The 16,174-nt window shown below is 53.3% G+C and carries 15 protein-coding genes; 13 read left to right on the top strand and 2 right to left on the bottom strand.

Annotated elements, in window-relative coordinates:
• Nucleotides 1-3: 3 nt before the first annotated feature.
• The gene (locus EKL29_RS10730) at nt 4-828 is read right to left on the bottom strand and encodes a helix-turn-helix transcriptional regulator (protein ID WP_126689642.1); all 825 of its coding nucleotides are present in this window, start codon (nt 826-828) and stop codon (nt 4-6) included.
• Between the two features lie 101 nt (nt 829-929).
• Here EKL29_RS10730 and EKL29_RS10725 point away from each other — a divergent pair, with 101 nt between their 5' ends.
• The 11 genes from EKL29_RS10725 to EKL29_RS10675 all read left to right on the top strand — a co-directional run bounded on the left by EKL29_RS10725 (nt 930) and on the right by EKL29_RS10675 (nt 12,505).
• Nucleotides 930-1,826: an SDR family oxidoreductase gene (locus tag EKL29_RS10725; RefSeq protein ID WP_126689641.1), complete on the top strand. Its 897-nt coding sequence runs from the start codon at nt 930-932 to the stop codon at nt 1,824-1,826.
• 730 nt (nt 1,827-2,556) lie between these two features.
• Nucleotides 2,557-3,396 carry a DeoR/GlpR family DNA-binding transcription regulator gene (locus tag EKL29_RS10720; protein WP_120456253.1) on the top strand — a complete coding sequence of 280 codons (840 nt, stop codon included), beginning with the start codon at nt 2,557-2,559 and terminating at the stop codon, nt 3,394-3,396.
• Nucleotides 3,397-3,398: 2 nt separating this feature from the next.
• Nucleotides 3,399-4,382 (top strand): substrate-binding domain-containing protein, encoded by a 984-nt coding sequence (locus EKL29_RS10715; RefSeq protein ID WP_120456251.1) that lies wholly within the window; start codon nt 3,399-3,401, stop codon nt 4,380-4,382.
• A gap of 1 nt (nt 4,383) precedes the next feature.
• Entirely contained in the window at nt 4,384-5,889 is a 1,506-nt protein-coding gene (locus EKL29_RS10710; protein ID WP_126689640.1) for a sugar ABC transporter ATP-binding protein, read from the top strand.
• Entirely contained in the window at nt 5,882-6,871 is a 990-nt protein-coding gene (locus tag EKL29_RS10705; protein WP_126689639.1) for an ABC transporter permease, read from the top strand. The genes EKL29_RS10710 and EKL29_RS10705 overlap by 8 nt, the downstream gene beginning before the upstream one ends.
• 14 nt (nt 6,872-6,885) lie before the next feature.
• The gene (locus tag EKL29_RS10700; RefSeq protein WP_126689638.1) at nt 6,886-7,935 is read left to right on the top strand and encodes an ABC transporter permease; all 1,050 of its coding nucleotides are present in this window, start codon (nt 6,886-6,888) and stop codon (nt 7,933-7,935) included.
• Nucleotides 7,935-8,627, top strand: a complete 693-nt coding sequence (alsE, locus tag EKL29_RS10695; RefSeq protein WP_120456243.1) for a D-allulose 6-phosphate 3-epimerase — start codon at nt 7,935-7,937, stop codon at nt 8,625-8,627. The genes EKL29_RS10700 and alsE overlap by 1 nt, the downstream gene beginning before the upstream one ends.
• Nucleotides 8,624-9,514, top strand: coding sequence for an allose kinase (gene alsK, locus EKL29_RS10690; protein WP_126689637.1), 891 nt, complete (start codon nt 8,624-8,626; stop codon nt 9,512-9,514). Before alsE ends, alsK begins: the two co-directional genes overlap by 4 nt.
• Nucleotides 9,514-10,485: a ribokinase gene (gene rbsK / locus EKL29_RS10685; protein WP_126689636.1), complete on the top strand. Its 972-nt coding sequence runs from the start codon at nt 9,514-9,516 to the stop codon at nt 10,483-10,485. The genes alsK and rbsK overlap by 1 nt, the downstream gene beginning before the upstream one ends.
• 58 nt (nt 10,486-10,543) lie before the next feature.
• Entirely contained in the window at nt 10,544-11,527 is a 984-nt protein-coding gene (locus EKL29_RS10680; protein ID WP_120456237.1) for a substrate-binding domain-containing protein, read from the top strand.
• Between the two features lie 9 nt (nt 11,528-11,536).
• Nucleotides 11,537-12,505: a nucleoside hydrolase gene (locus EKL29_RS10675; RefSeq protein ID WP_126689635.1), complete on the top strand. Its 969-nt coding sequence runs from the start codon at nt 11,537-11,539 to the stop codon at nt 12,503-12,505.
• Between the two features lie 274 nt (nt 12,506-12,779).
• On the opposite strand, the gene EKL29_RS10670 is transcribed toward EKL29_RS10675, so the two are convergent.
• Nucleotides 12,780-13,607 carry a MurR/RpiR family transcriptional regulator gene (locus EKL29_RS10670; protein ID WP_126689634.1) on the bottom strand — a complete coding sequence of 276 codons (828 nt, stop codon included), beginning with the start codon at nt 13,605-13,607 and terminating at the stop codon, nt 12,780-12,782.
• 171 nt (nt 13,608-13,778) lie between these two features.
• On the opposite strand from EKL29_RS10670, the gene EKL29_RS10665 reads away from it, so the two are divergent.
• Entirely contained in the window at nt 13,779-15,341 is a 1,563-nt protein-coding gene (locus EKL29_RS10665) for a maltose/glucose-specific PTS transporter subunit IIC (protein WP_126689633.1), read from the top strand.
• Nucleotides 15,338-16,036 (top strand): N-acetylmannosamine-6-phosphate 2-epimerase, encoded by a 699-nt coding sequence (locus tag EKL29_RS10660; RefSeq protein ID WP_126689632.1) that lies wholly within the window; start codon nt 15,338-15,340, stop codon nt 16,034-16,036. Before EKL29_RS10665 ends, EKL29_RS10660 begins: the two co-directional genes overlap by 4 nt.
• Nucleotides 16,037-16,174 lie beyond the last annotated feature (138 nt).

Below are 16,174 nucleotides of genomic sequence, written 5' to 3'. Positions count from 1 at the left end.
CGGCTACTCACGCGCCATCAACCGCGCCACTTTCTCCCGATCTTGCGACTGACGCGGGTTAAACACCACCAGACTCAACCCTGGCTTACCTTCTACCGCAAAGGTGCTGTATTCCAGTTCCAGTACGCCTTCATCCGGCAGCCACAGCGTTTTAATTCCTTCGCCATGCTGGCTGACTTCCTGCGATTGCCACAGCTGACGGAAGGTTTCGCTCATGTTACTCAGCTCCTCCACCAGCGCGCGCACATGCTCGCTGGCACCGGTACGCGCGACGTCGGCACGAAAATTGGCCACCATGTGTCGCGTCACGTTATGCCAGTCCGGCAGGCGTTTTTTCATGTTTTCATCGCGGAACATCATCAGCAAAATGTTGCGCTGCTCCGGCGGCAATTCAGCGTAATCAACAAATACTTTGGTCGCTGCGCGATTCCAGGCGACGACATGCCACTCGGCGGTTTTCACCAGCGCAGGGGTATGCGTCATGCAGTCGAGAACGCGCTGCAGCGAAGGCGTCACATCAGCACCCGCTTGCCAGGTCACGCCCGGCAGGCGATTTTGCGCCAGCAAAAACAGGTGATCGCGTTCGGCAGCACTTAACTCCAGCGCTCTGGCCAGACGTTCCAGTACCTCTTCCGATGGCGCGCCGCCTCTGCCCTGCTCTAACCAGGTGTACCAGGTCGTGCTGACGCAGGCACGTACTGCCACTTCTTCGCGCCGTAATCCCGGCGTACGGCGGCGCAGCAGCTGATAGCCAAGTTTAGCGGCGTCGAGTCGCTGGCGGCGCTCACGCAGAAAGCTGCCGAGCAGATTGTCGTCCTGAATGGTCATAGTGTGAGCCTGTTAGTGCGTATACCTGTATAAGATCTCGGCTGTTCGCCGCGCTCGCTTTTTATCATAGTGCTTTTACACCCAATGACAGGAGCACGAATATGCGAATTTTTGTGACCGGGGCGAGCGGCTTTATTGGCTCCGCCATTGTGAAAAAATTGCAGGCGCGCGGTTATGACGTGCTGGGTCTGGCGCGTAGCGATGCGTCGGCGGAGAAGCTGCAACAACAAGAGGTGCGGGTGATTCGTGGGGATCTTGAAGATACCGCCAGCTTGCGCAGCGCCGTTGAACAGAGCGATGGCGTGATTCATGTGGGTTATATTCATGATTTCAGTCGTATGGATCATGCTGCAGAGGTTGATGAACGCGCGATTCTGACGATGGGCGAGGTACTGGCGGGTTCAAATCGTCCTTTGGTAGTGACAAGCGGCACCGCGCTGGTATCGCCAGGTCAGCTCGCCGTTGAGCAGACGCGCCCCGCTATCGGCCCACATCCGCGTTCAAATTCCAATGTGGCTGCGCTGACGCTGGCCGATCGCGGGGTGCGCGTTTCGCTGGTGCGTTTGCCCCCCACGGTGCACGGCGCGGGCGATCACGGCTTTGTACCCATGATTATTAATATGGCAAAGGAAAAAGGCGCGGCGGTCTATATTGGCGATGGCGCAAACCGCTGGCCTGCGGTGCATCGTGACGATGCTGCCGAGCTGTTTTGCCTGGCCGCTGAACATGCCGCAGCGGGTACGATTCTGCATGCGGTGCAGGAAGAAGGTATTCCATTTCGCCACATTGCGGAAACCATCGGTGCCGGTTTAGCACTACCGGTAAAAAGCCTGACGCTGGAGGAAGCCAGAGAATGGCTGGGCTGGATGGCCTTCTTTGCCTCGATGGATAATCCGGCTTCCAGCGCATGGACGCGCCAGGCCTTTAACTGGCAGCCAGGCGGACCGGGACTCTTGCAGGATATGCGCGAGACGACCTACTTTCGCGAAGTCATGTAGTCCTCATAAAGGGCGCCACTGTAAAACAGCCTGATAAATCCGTCATCCCCGTAAGATAACGGATTTTTACAGGTCATCAGCGCTGTTTAACCGGGCAGCTCCGGTTTAAATAAGTAGCCTTAGCGAAAGTCGTGCCCAATGGCTGAGATAAAAAAGCCCCTTTTGGGGCCACTTTCTGCTGGGTGTATAACTGCTATCACAGCGCCTTCATGATTTACTCCTCTTGACGCCACGTCCCCCAACATACCGCAGGCAACCGCAACCGGTTAGCTGTCAGCGCGCCATTAACGTTCCTCAGTGAAAGTAAGTAGCCTGCCCGCATCTACTGCGCAACGGCCGGTGGTTGCCGAAAACGGATCATTAATGAGCGCCTGAAGGAAAGTAAGGATGAGTTACTGCTGCGCGGTGTTAACAGAACAGAGGTCATTTTCCGAAAAACAGCCTTTGCACGCGCGCAAAACGGTCATTCCCACAGAAACGGTCAACTTCGGTCATTAAGGCTGAGTGGGAAAACAGGTATGGTAGAAATGTGTGTTTGGCTCATCCCTTCAACTTTCCACTTTAAATTGATGCACCGATCACACATAGCTCTCTACTTCTCTGGGCGTTGCAAAAAACAAGGTGATTTAAATCACTCTTTTCCATGATGTTAAAAAGCCTTGTCACATTTCAGTCTGGTGCACATTTTACATTTCGTTAATCCCCTAATTTATTTACATCGGAGGTCATCATGTTACCTGTTGAGCGCCAAAAACAGATCTTGGAGGAAATAACACTTAATGGCAGAGCCCTGGTAAAAGAGTTAGTAAAATCCTGTCGTGTTTCACAAGAAACAATTCGTCGGGATTTATCTCAACTTGAGAAGAAAGGGTTAATTCAGCGTAGTCATGGCGGCGCAATACTGGCCCACAGGCATCAGGGAAACTTACCTGGCAAAAATAATAAAGCCAGTGAACATGAATCTCCCTTTCGTCTGAGAATGAATGAAAATACGCAGGCGAAAACCTTGATAGCCAAACGCGCGCTGAATTTTATCAGCCCCGGTGACTGTATCCTGCTGGACAGCAGCACAACCTGTTGGTTTCTGGCGCGGCAACTGCCTGATATCGAGCTGACAGTCTTAACGAACTCGCTGCGGGTGGTGCAGATACTGGCAGCGAAGAAAAACATCCGTACCATCTGTTTAGGAGGTGAATATTCAGATCACAATGAAGATTTCAACGGCGTTGTGGCAGAGCAACCGCTAAAAGATTTCCTGATCAATAAAATCTTTTTTTCCTGTAGCAGTTTAGGAAGCGATGGTTATTTGCGCGCCACAAATGAAAATAACGCACATTTAAAACAGCAAATGCTGCTGGCGTCAGAAAGGAAATATTTCCTGATTGATGCGGGTAAGTTCCTGCGCCCTTCTTTTGCGCGGATATGCCACTACCGGGATGTTGATTTTTTAATAACGGACACATTTAAGGATGAGGCTTTACGTCAGGAACTGGCATGGAACGGCGTCAATATTATTGACTGTTCTCAACGTCAACAAACGATGCAATTAATAAATCATCAGGAATCGTGATAATGAAAAAAACACTTCTCGTCTGTTCCCTGCTTGCCCTCTTCTCTACGGCTTCTCTTCATGCTGCTGACAAACTGCGTATGGGTGTGGTTGTTAAGGTCGGAGGCATTCCCTGGTTTAATGCGATGGAAGCGGGCATCAAAAGCGAAGCAGCAAAAGAGGGAATTGATGCATGGATGGTCGGGCCGACCTCTTCCGACCCGGCTTTACAGGTTCGTGCGATTGAAGATCTTATCGCCCAGAAAGTGGACATTATTGGCGTTGTCCCCAATGACCCAAAAGTGCTGGAGCCGGTTCTCAAGCGCGCCCGCGATGCGGGTATCAAAGTGCTGGTGCATGAGTCGCCTGATCAAAAGTATGCCAACTGGGATTTTGAACTGGTCGATGCCAAAACACATGGCGAAAACCATATGAAAGCGCTGGCTCAGTGCATGCATGAAGAGGGTAAATATGCCGCCTATGTGGGCAGTTTAACCGTACCGCTGCATAACGCCTGGGTGGATTCCGCAGTTGCTTACCAGAAAGCGCACTACCCCAACATGCAAATGGTGGGCGACAAATTTGGCGTCGGCGAATCACTGGATGACTCCATCAGAACCACCAACGAATTAATGTCCAAATACCCCGACCTTAAAGGCGTTATCGCCTTCGGTTCACAAGGCCCCATCGGCGCAGGCCGCGCTGTGCTGTCGCGTAATAAAACTAACGCGGTTTGCGTAATTGGATCTTTCAGTCCTGGACAGGGACAGATGTTAGTCAACCGTGGCGCGATCAAAGGCGGCTATATCTGGAACCCGATGACAGCAGGCGAAGTTTTTGTCCGTCTGGCCAGCATGTTGCAGAAAAACGAACCCATCACCAACGGTATGTCGATAGAGGGCCTCGGTCAGGTGAAGGTTGATGAAAGCACCCACACCATTCTTGGCAACAACACGGAAAGCCTGGACAAAACCAATCTGCCACGGCTGGTCAAACTGGGGCTGTAATATGCAACTTATTGAAGAAAAGAGGCTGATTGCTGTCGACAACCTCTCTAAAACATTCGCAGGCAATCGGGCATTAAGCAACATCTCATTAACGCTAATGGCAGGCGAAGTGCATTGCCTCGCCGGGACTAACGGCTGTGGTAAAAGCACCCTGATTAAAGTGATTTCCGGGGTGCATGCCCCGGACAGCGGTAGCGCTATTACGCTGGAGAATGGCGATGTGTTTCCGCGCCTGACGCCAAAACAGGCGCGCGATTTTGGCGTACAGGTGATTTATCAGGATCTGTCGTTGTTTCCCAACCTCAGCGTGGCCGAAAACATCGCGTTCGAACAGAACCTCGGTAGCCTGTTTGGCTGGTATAGCGCAAAAAAGCTGCGTGCAAGCGCAGAACGCATCATCAGCGAACTGAAGTTTGATCTGCAACTTGATGCCAGACTGGCAGAGCTGTCGATTGCCCAGCGACAGCAGGTAGCGATCTGCCGTGCGCTGGTGGCAGACGCGCGCCTGGTGATTATGGATGAGCCTACCGCATCGCTGACCCGTACCGAAGTGAACCAGCTTCTGCGCACCGTACGTTACCTGAAAGAAAAGAACATCTGCGTCGTTTTTGTCAGCCATCGTCTGGATGAAGTACTCGAAATCTCCGACCGTGTGACGGTGATCCGTGATGGCCGCAAGATTGGTACCTGGCCCGCCCGGGAAATGGACGGACATCGCCTGACTGAACTAATGACCGGCCTCAAACTGGATTACCACCTCAAAACCCCCTGCTTTAACCCCCAGCGCAAAATGCTGGAAGTGGAGAACCTCAGCCGTAAAGGACAGTATCACGACGTGAACTTCTCACTCTGTGAAGGAGAGGTGCTGGGCCTGTGTGGCTTACTGGGCTCAGGCCGTACCGAGCTTGCGCTTTCGCTGTTTGGCATGACGAAACCCGATAGCGGCAAAATCTGGCTCGACAGCAAACCGGTGCGCTTTCGCAATCACGAGGACGCGATTAAATCCGGTATTGGTTACGTTTCGGAAGACCGGCTGACTTTGGGGCTAATTCAGCAACAATCGGTGGCGGATAACATGGTGTTGTCAATTCTCGACCAGCTTCGCAACCGTTTCCACCTGATTGATGAATACCGAAAAAACAAGTTAATCCATAACTGGATCCAGCAACTCGGCGTCCGTGTCGCCGATCCAGAGCATGCTATTTCTACGCTCTCAGGCGGCAACCAGCAAAAGATCGTGCTGGCAAAATGGGTACTTACGAATCCGAAAATCCTCATTCTTGATTCCCCCACCGTTGGCGTTGACGTCGGCGCCAAGGCCAGTATCTACAGCCTGATCCACCAGCTGGCGCAAGAGGGCATGTCCATCATTTTGATCTCTGATGAGATCCCGGAAGTCTATTACAACTGCGACCGCATCCTGCACTTCCGGGACGGGACGGTCCACGCCGAATACCAGCCGCAGCTGGTCGAGCAGAGGCAACTGGCGGAGGTGATCAATGCTTAACCTCTCTTTCCTCAAACCCCGCTCCAGTCAGGGCTGGCTGGCCTGGGTTTTGCTGTTTTTTATCGTGCTGTTTTCCTTTACCAGCGATCAGTTTATGACGCTGCAAAACCTGCTCGATCTCACAGAAACCTATGCGGTGACGGGCATTTTCGCTCTCGGGCTGTTTGTGGTGCTGGTGACAGGCGGCATCGATATCTCTTTTGCGGCCGTGGCTTCAGTGGTGCAGTACATTATCGCGTCGCTGTTTATCCAGTTCGGTTTCGATAATGCGCCGCTCAGTATTGTGCTGGCTATCGCCTGCGGCATGCTGTTCGGGGTGATTAACGCCGTGCTGATCTACTGGCTGCGGATCGTCTCCATCATCATCACTATCAGTATGCAAGCGCTGCTGTTCGGCATGCTGATGTGGCTCACCGAAGGGCGCAGCCTCTATAACCTGCCGGAATGGTGGACAACGCTGCATAACGTGCTGCCCTTCAGCGTTGGCGGCCAGACTTACCAGGTTGGTTTGCCGCTGACCATCATGCTCATCATTGCCGCTTTCACCTGGCTTCTGCTCAACAAAACTCACCTGGGACGCCAGCTTTACGCCACCGGCGGCGATCAAGAATCGGCGCGCCGCATCGGTATCAGAGTAGGACTGATTCATATTCTTGCCTATGGCTACCTTGGCGCGCTGGCCGCTATTGGCGGTCTGGTTCAAGTCTATCGCGTAGGAGAAGTCGTGCCAAACGCCTTAGTCGGCGGAGAGCTGGACGTCCTGGCAGCCACTGTATTGGGCGGCGCCAGCCTGATGGGTGGTAAAGGCACTGTCACCGGTACGCTGATGGGCGTCTTTTTGATCGCCATATTGAAAAACGGCCTCAACCTGGTGGGTGTCTCCAGCTATTTCATGAACATCGTAATAGGCGTGGTGATCATGGTTGCTATCACCGTCACCCATTACAAAAAGCGCAAAGAGACCGATGTCAGCTTTGTCTAACGAGAGAGAGTGCCATGAAACTGAACCATTTGTTGACCAGCGAAAAGGCGCATCCTGGCCTGTTGCTGCTGATTGCGCTGGGGATAGCCGCCTTTAGCCTGCTGTTACCGGGTCGCTTTCTGACCGGCTCCACTTTTATGAGTATGGCATTTCAGTTACCCGAACTGGGGCTGCTGACCCTGGCCATGTTTATCGCCATCCTGAGCGGCGGCCTGAATCTGTGCATCATCGCCACTGCGAACCTGACGGCACTTTTTATCGCCTGGGTGCTGCTGCGGTGGATGCCTGCCGATGCCGGAACCGGCATGCAGTTGCTGTGGCTGTTTATCGCACTGACGGGCGCGGCCTTGATTGCCACCCTGATTGGCGTGATCACGGGTCTGATGGTAAGCCGGGTTGGCGCCCATCCCATTCTGGTGACGCTGGCGACCATGATGACGGTCAACGGCATCGGTATCTGGCTGACGCGCGGTGCGGCCGTCAGCGGCATGCCGGACGTGGTGCGCGCGCTGGGTGCAGATATCTTCCTTGGCATTCCTTTGCCGATGTGGCTGTTCTTTTTTACCGCCGGCGCGATGGCGCTGTTCCTGGGTAAAACCCGGGCCGGTAAATATATCTATATGGGCGGCAGCAATATTAATGCGACCTGGTTCAGTGGCGTGAACACCCACCGCCTGATGATTCTGGTGTATGTCATTTCCAGCCTGCTCTGTGTTTTGGCGGGTCTGGTCATGATGGCGCGCTTCAATTCTGCCCGTGTTGGCTATGGCGATTCATACCTGCTGATTACCGTACTGGCGATTATTCTGGGCGGTACCGATCCCAACGGCGGATTTGGCCGCGTCACGGGCGTCGTGCTGTCGTTAATTACCCTGCAAATCCTCTCTACCGGCTTCAACCTCCTGAACATCAGCCAGCATTTTAGTCTGGCGATGTGGGGGGCGCTGCTGATTGTGGTGCTGGGCCTGAAATTCTTTAAAACCCGATTTTTCCATTCCCGTGCAGTGCGTCGCAGTACCTTACTTGCGCGCCAGGCCGGCCTGACAAAAAAGAAGGAAGTCTGATGCGTACTCTTATATCTCCCTCTCTGATGTGCATGAACCTGATGGAAATCAAGCAGCAGCTGGCCGTACTCGACGCACGCGCTGACTTTCTGCATATCGATATCATGGATGGTCACTACGTTAAAAATCTTACGCTTTCGCCGTTCTTTATTGAGCAAATACGGCCTTTTACCCAGGTGGCGCTGGATGTGCATCTGATGGTGGAAGAGCCTACCGATTTTATCGAGGTCATTGCCAAAGCGGGCGCCGATTATATCTGCCCTCACGCGGAAACGATTAACCGTGATGCTTTTCGCGTGATTAACCAGATTCGCTCGCTGGGTAAAAAGGTGGGCGTGGTATTAAATCCCGCCACGCCGGTGTCCTTTATCCAGAGTTACATCCACCTGCTGGACAAGATCACGGTGATGACGGTTGATCCAGGCTATGCCGGCCAGCCCTTTATTGTGGAGATGCTCAAAAAGATTGAAGAGCTACGCGATCTTAAAAACCGTCACGACTATCGCTACCTGATTGAAATTGATGGCTCCTGCAACCAACGCACTTACAACCTGTTACTGGGCGCGGGCGCGGAAGTGCTGATTGTCGGGACGTCCGGACTGTTTAACCTCCATGAAAACCTGGAGACAGGCTGGGACATGATGGTGAATCACCTCGAACAGGCGAAAGGTACGTTACAGGAGTCAGCATGAGTGAAACCTGGCTGGGGATAGATATTGGCGGTACCAGCACCCGCTTGCTGACGCTTCGAGGTGATGAGTGGGGAGGATTTCAAAAAGTTCCTACCGCAAGCTGGGCGACGATGCCCGATGCGTTAGGTGCGCTGGCGGGCCTGATAAAAGCGGTACTGGCTGAGCAAAAAGTTTCTGGCGTGATGCTGGGACTGCCCGGCATTCTCAGCCGAAATCGACAGCAGGTGATCTCACTCCCTTTTATCCAGGCGCTAAATAACATTCATGTCGCAGCCCGCCTTAGCGAGATGACAGGCGTTCCGGTTGCGATGGATAAGGATGTGAATCACCTCATGCTGTGGGATCTGCTCCAGCTGGAGCAGATGCCGGATAACGCGGTCGGACTCTATCTGGGTACAGGAATGGGCAACAGCCTGTGGGTTAATGGCCAGTTTTATCATGGTGAACACGGCGGCGCAGGAGAAATTGGGCACATTCCATGGGCAGATAACGATCTGCCTTGCCCGTGCGGCAACCAGGGCTGCGCTGAAACATTGACCTCTGGCCACTGGTTGAGTCAGTGGGCGCAGCGCAACGTTCCCCATACCGATATGTCGCAATTATTTACGCTGTATGGCAATCATTCCGAGTTACAGCAGTTTGTTACCCGGCTGGCAAAAATTATCGGCAGCGAGATGAACATACTGGACCCGCAGTATTTGATTCTGGGCGGCGGCGTGCTGGCAATGAACGATTTCCCACTGGCGTGGCTGCAAAGCCAGATTGAGCGCTATCTGCGTCCACCGGTTACGCGAAGCGAGTTGAAAATTATCATCAGCCACGCCACCGACCAGACCGGGGGCCGCGGCGCCTGTCTGGCCGCCGCGCGCCGGTTCGGGAGGCAATAATGAAAGGAAAAGTGTGTGTTTTTGGCTCGTTTAACCTGGATATTGTCACCAAAATGTCGCGCTTTCCGCTGCCCGGTGAATCTTTAGTGGCCCATAGCAGTATGATGGGCCCCGGCGGTAAGGGTTCAAATCAGGCCACGGCCGCGCTGCGTGCCGGCGCCCGCGTTCATTATATTGGTAAGGTGGGCAATGATGATTTCGGGCAGTTTGCGCGACGTCATCTGGAGAAAACCGGCTTCGACGCTATCACTCTGTTTACCTGCAAAGAGAAGCCCACCGGCAATGCGATGATCTATGTGGCCGGCGACGATGCAGAAAATATGATTTCAGTCTATCCCGGCGCTAACCTCACCGTAACCACCGCCGAAGTTAACCGCTGTCAGCCAACCGTGGCCGCCGCGGATATTCTGCTGGTGCAGCTGGAAAATAACCTTAGCGCCATCCAGCGCATGGTGAGAAACGCGCGTCAGGCAGGAACCTATGTAATCGTCAATCCTGCGCCCTGGCAAAAAGTGAGCGCGGCGTTTTTGAAAAACATCGATCTCTTGACGCCAAACAGCACGGAGGCCTCTCAGCTTACCGGCATTGAGGTAAAGGATTACGCCAGCGCACAGCGTGCAGCGGAAGCGCTGCACGCAACGGGTGTCCGTCAATTGATCATTACCCTGGGAATGCAGGGCGCGCTGTTATCGACCGAAAAATATCTTGCCCACATTCCTGTTTATCCGGCGCAGCCGGTCGACAGCACCGGCGCGGGCGACTCCTTTAATGGCGCGCTGGCGGCAAGGCTTGCGGCCGGGGAGCCACTGGAACAAGCGGCACTCTTTGCATCCGCCTACGCCTCGGTCTGTGTTGAACGGGCAGGCGCGGCCAATGCGATGCCGCTCTACTCCGATGCGATAGCACGCATGCAGCAATATCCGGAACTGGCGGTTACCTTCGTTGAACAGGTTAGCGCCGAAGCAACGTAACAGCTGTAACGGTGCGCGCATCCGCCCTCACCCTACCCTATATAAATAAAAACCGGAGATAAAAATGAAAAGAATTGCTGCTGCCCTGATCTCTCTGACGCTATGCGGCCATGCGCTGGCAGCCGAACCTCTTAAAATGGGGGTAGTTGTCAAAGTAGGCGGCAACGCCTGGTTTAATTCCATGGAAGAAGGGATTAAAAAAGAGGCGGCAAAAGAGGGAATCAATGCCTGGCAGGTCGGGCCGACCGCACAGGATCCGGCGCAACAGGTCAAGGCTATTGAAGATCTTATCGCTCAAAAGGTCGATATCATCGGTGTCGTGCCTGTCGACCCGGCGGCGCTCGAACCCGTGCTGAAGAAAGCCCAGCAGGCAGGCATTAAAGTGATCACTCATGAGTCCCCGTCGCAAAAATATGCCGACTGGGATTTTGAACTCGTCGATGCCAAAACCTTTGGCGAACGACACATGCAGCTTATGGCGCAGTGCATGCATGAGCAGGGGCAATACGCCATCATTGTCGGTAGCCTTACCATCCCGTTGCATCGTGTATGGGCACAGTCGGCGATTGATTATCAAAAACAGCACTATCCCAACATGCAACAAGTGGGGGATCTCTTTGGTACAGGCGAGTCGGTGGATGAATCCATGCGCGTGACCAACGAGATGATGAATAAGTATCCTGATTTCAAAGGCATGATGGCGTTTGGATCGCCTGGCCCGGTCGGTGCGGGGCGTGCTGTGGCAAACCGTCGAGCCAAAGACAAAGTCTGTGTGGTAGGGGCTTATAGCCCAAGCCAGGCCGCGTCGCTGGTGCGCAGCGACAATATCAAAGGCGGCTATATCTGGAACCCCATGACAGCTGGTGAGTTGTTTGTACGTATCGGAAAAAGGGTGGCGGAAAACCAACCCATCCAGCAAGGCACTCAAATTGAAGGGATGGGCAAGCTACGTGTTGATAGCGCCAGCCATACGCTTTTTGGCGACAGCCTGGAGAGCCTGGATAAAAACAACATGAAAAAGTTGATAAAAATGGGCCTGTAAGGAGGCGATGTGAGCGCACGTAAAATCATTATTGATACCGATCCGGCGACAGGCATTCCCGGTACTGACGCTGATGACCCCATCGCCATTATGCTGGCCCTTCAGGATCCGCGACTGGAGCTGGTGGCAATTACCACCGTATTTGGCAATTGCCCACCGCTGCTGGGCGCACGTTGCGCCACGCGTATATTACAGGTGGCGCAACGGACCGATATACCGGTTGCCGTGGGCCAGGCGCTTCCCCTGAGCGGTACCTTGCCTGAACTGTTGCAAAAAGCGTATCAAGGCCCACGCGGACGCGAAGGAAGTATTACTCTGCCTGAGGCGGAAGCGTCGCATTGCGGTCAACATGCCAGCGAGCTGATTATTGACATGGTGCGCAAGTATCCAGGGGAGATCTCGCTGGTCTGCATCGGCGCGCAAAGTAATCTGGCGCTGGCTTTAATCAAAGCGCCGGAAATTGCGCCATTGATTAAAGAAGTCGTGATGATGGCCGGCGCGCTGGGTATGGATGCGACATGGGGGCGTGGCAACATTACCCCCGTGGCAGAATGCAACATTTGGTTTGATCCGCAGGCGGCAGATATCGTCTTTCGCTCCGGTATCCCACTTTCTATGGTAAGCCTTGATGTGACCAATGCTGCGACCGGTTTAGTACTGACGCATGAACATCTTGCCCGCGTTAAAGAAGATAAGCCGCTCAATACATTGTTTAAACAGGTTTGCGCCAGCTATTTCGACGCCCCAATGTTTGACTGGTCAGAAGGATGCGTCCTGTACGATCCGTTGGCAGTAGTCGTTGCAGCGGATGCGTCGGCTGGCGTCTTCGAAGAGATGGCGATCGGAATTGAAACAACCGGTCATTTAACGGTTGGCCAGACCGTTCCATTACGGAATAAGCCTGCTAATGTTCGAGTTTGCACAAACATTGATGGGCAAAGGATCGTTAATGACATTGTGCGCACCATTACACATTAATCCAGTGCCATGACTGACTCAGTGAATTTGAAATGATTATTTGAGAAGGAATCGAAGGGCCATTATAAAGCCAGTAATCACATTGCTCATAAAAGGTTAACCCCTGTAGCAATTGCTTTTCATGTCCTTCGAAACCCCTTCTCACTTTGCCCGTACGCAGCCGCGGCACACAGCGATGACAGGCGCTCTGTTTGATGAGAAATATCGTGTTTTAACGATATTCTCCCGGCCTGTCTCAGTCAGTGGAATGGCGGATGCCGGTCGGTTCTTTGTATCAAATCAGCATCGGCAGTGTCGCGCTGGCGGTCTGCTGGCTCAATGTAGAATACCGACTGTCGTGCGTCATAAGCTCCCGTATAAGCACCTCAACCAGCAGCATGGTCCCTACTTTGGCGCTCAGTGATCCGGCATTTAGCGGCCCTTCCGGCCTTGCAGCAACCAGCAGCATATCGGCAAGTTTCCCTAACGGGCTGCTCAGCGTATTACTCAACATCAGTACGCGAGCCTTTTGCTTGCTGGCAAGTTTTACCGCATACATCAGATCCTTCGTTGAGCCAGAGCTGGAGATGGCAATCACCAGGTCGCCTTCCTTCACAGTAGATGCATTCATTGCGGCCCGATGCATATCATTAAACAGCAGCGCGGATTTACCCAACCGGAGCAGCCTGTAGTGCAGGTAATCACCGGTAATCGCGCTGGCCGCGACGCCGTAGATTTGAATCGAAGAAGCCTGATGCAAAGCGAGGCCTGCCTGACGAAGCACCTCGCGGTTAATGAACTTTCCGGTGTCTCTCAGCGCCTGTACCGATTCTTCTACCAAAATATCAATGTTGTCGCCGCCATCAGGCGTGTCCGGATGGCTCTGCTGAATATCGAGCGCCAGCGCCATTTTGAATTCTGTATAGCCTTTACATCTCAGATGACGACACAAACGGGTAACGCTCGCCTCACTGGTTTCGCTCTCCTTAGCCAGCTCTGTAATGGTCAGATACAGCACCCTCTGCGGCTCAGTGAGAATAAAATCCCCAAGCTTTTGCAGCGTCGGGCTAAAGCCCGGCAGGCCTTGTCGCAGGTGCAGCAAGATATTCTCGTTTTCCGTCATTGGACCTGTCCCTATACCCGATATGCATTGCGCATAGTGTGCGTAAAGCCCCTCGTTTAAGCCAGAAGATTCCATTATAAGTAATCGCTATCACAATAATGATGATAATTTTCACCTAATAAATGTATTTGTGATAATAATTTTCATCACAACAATACATCGGGGAAATTTATGTCGATCTTCAGTGGTGCTTTATCAGGCGGCTGGTTCGAAAAAGCGCAGCGCTTTGGAAAATCGTTTATGCTGCCGATCGCGGTGTTACCCGCCGCAGGATTACTGCTCGGCATGGGTGGCGCACTCTCTAATCCCAATACAATCAAGGCTTATCCCTTCCTGGACGTGGCATGGTTGCAGGGGATCTTTACCATCATGGCGAGCGCGGGCTCGGTGGTCTTTGCTAATCTCGCGGTCCTGTTTGCTGTTGGTGTTGGTGTCGGTCTGGCGAAAAGCGATAAAGGCACAGCGGGTCTGGCTTCGCTGCTGGCCTACCTGGTAATGAACGCCACCATTAATGCCCTGCTCTCGCTGACAGGTGTGCTGGCGACGACGAATATCGGCGCTGTGGGCCAGGGTATGGCGCTCGGTATTCAGACACTGGAAACGGGCGTGTTCGGTGGTGTGGTTATTGGCCTAATCACGTCGTGGCTGCATAACCGTTATAACAAGATTAAGCTGCCACAGTTCCTGGGTTTCTTTGGCGGATCGCGATTCGTGCCTATCATCAGTTCACTGGTCGCAATTCTGGTTGGCGCAGCAATGACGGTGGTCTGGCCGCATTTTCAAAAGCTGATTTTCGGACTGGGGAATCTGGTCGATGCTACCGGCTACCTCGGCACCTTCATCTACGGCTTTGTACTGCGTATGCTTGGCCCGTTTGGCCTGCATCATATTTTCTATCTGCCATTCTGGACTACCGCGCTCGGCGGCAGCGAAATGGTTAACGGTCAATTAATTGAAGGTACGCAACGCATCTTCTTTGCACAGCTTGCCGACCCTGCTACGCATGAATTCTATATCGGCACTTCGCGCTTTATGTCCGGGCGTTTTATCACCATGATGTTCGGCCTGATCGGTGCCTGCCTTGCCATGTACCACACCGCCAGACCGGATAACCGCAAGCGGGTGGCCGGGCTGCTGCTGTCAGCTGCGCTGACGTCGTTCCTGACGGGTATCACTGAGCCTATTGAGTTTTCTTTCCTGTTTATCGCGCCGGTTTTGTATGTGATCCATGCTGTGTTTGACGGTCTGGCGTTCATGATCGCGCATATCCTCCATATCACGATTGGTCAGACATTTTCTGGCGGCCTGATCGATTTCATTCTGTTCGGCGTACTGCAGGGCGAGGACAAAACGCATTGGCTGTACGTGCCGTTGGTCGGCGTTCCCTGGTTTCTCCTTTACTACTTCACTTTCCGTATTGTGATTACGCGATTCAATTTCAAAACGCCGGGGCGCGAAGATGCAACAGCAGAAACAGAAAGCGCGCAGATGCAGACAGGAGAACGTCCTCAAAAGGTCATCACGGCATTGGGGGGCAAAGAGAATATCGCGGAGCTGGATTGTTGCGCCACCCGTCTGCGCATCACGCTGGTCGACGTCACGAAAATGAATGAAGTTGCTCTGAAAGAGACAGGTGCACGCGCTGTCGTTCAGCACGGAAATGGCGTGCAGGTAATTTATGGTCCTCACGTCACCATTATTAAAAATGAAGTTGAGGAGTTACTTGCGCTATGAAAGCAGACATGTTGGTTAAAATTAAGGGTCAGCTGATCGTTTCCTGCCAGGCGCTGGAAAATGAACCGCTGCACAGTCCCTGGATTATGTCGCGCATGGCCGTGGCAGCAGCTGAGGGAGGCGCAGCGGCTATCAGAGCAAACAGCCTGCCTGACGTTCAGCAAATTCAGGAGGCGGTTGACTTGCCAGTGATTGCTATCCTCAAGCGGGATTACAGCGGAAGTGAGGTATTTATTACCGCCACTCTTCAAGAAGTCGATGAGCTGATGGCGGCGAACCCACCGATGATCGCCATGGATGCAACCATGCGTCGGCGTCCGGGTGAGCTGCAGTTATCCGAACTGGTCGCTGCCATACGCGAACGTTATCCAGATTTGTTATTGATGGCCGATATCGCGACTGTCGCAGAAGCCCGCCATGCGGCATCGCTTGCCTTTGATTGTATAGGCACTACGCTGCATGGTTATACCCGGGAGACAGAGGGACAGAGCCTGGCGGACAAGGGCTATGCCTTTCTTCAGGAGGTTATCGAGGCCGTTAAGGTTCCTGTCATCGCAGAGGGTAATGTTGCGACGCCAGAGATGGCGGCGGATTGTCTGAAGCTGGGCGCGCATGCGGTTGTGGTTGGCGGAGCAATAACACGTCCGCAACAGATTACGCGCCGCTTCGTTAAAGCGATGTCCTCGCCAACGTGATGCCACCAGCAGGCTCCTTTTCTTCTGGAGCCTGCTTTAACCTTCCGGTTAAGAAGCAGCATGAATCGCCACGGATAATCTAGACACTTCCGAGCCGTTGATAATACTGGTTTTCATATTCTGTCGGTGACATCTGTT

This window comes from Pantoea sp. YU22 (assembly GCF_003970755.1).
GTDB classification, from domain to species: domain Bacteria; phylum Pseudomonadota; class Gammaproteobacteria; order Enterobacterales; family Enterobacteriaceae; genus Pantoea; species Pantoea piersonii.
This window is presented reverse-complemented; position numbering and strand designations above follow the sequence as displayed.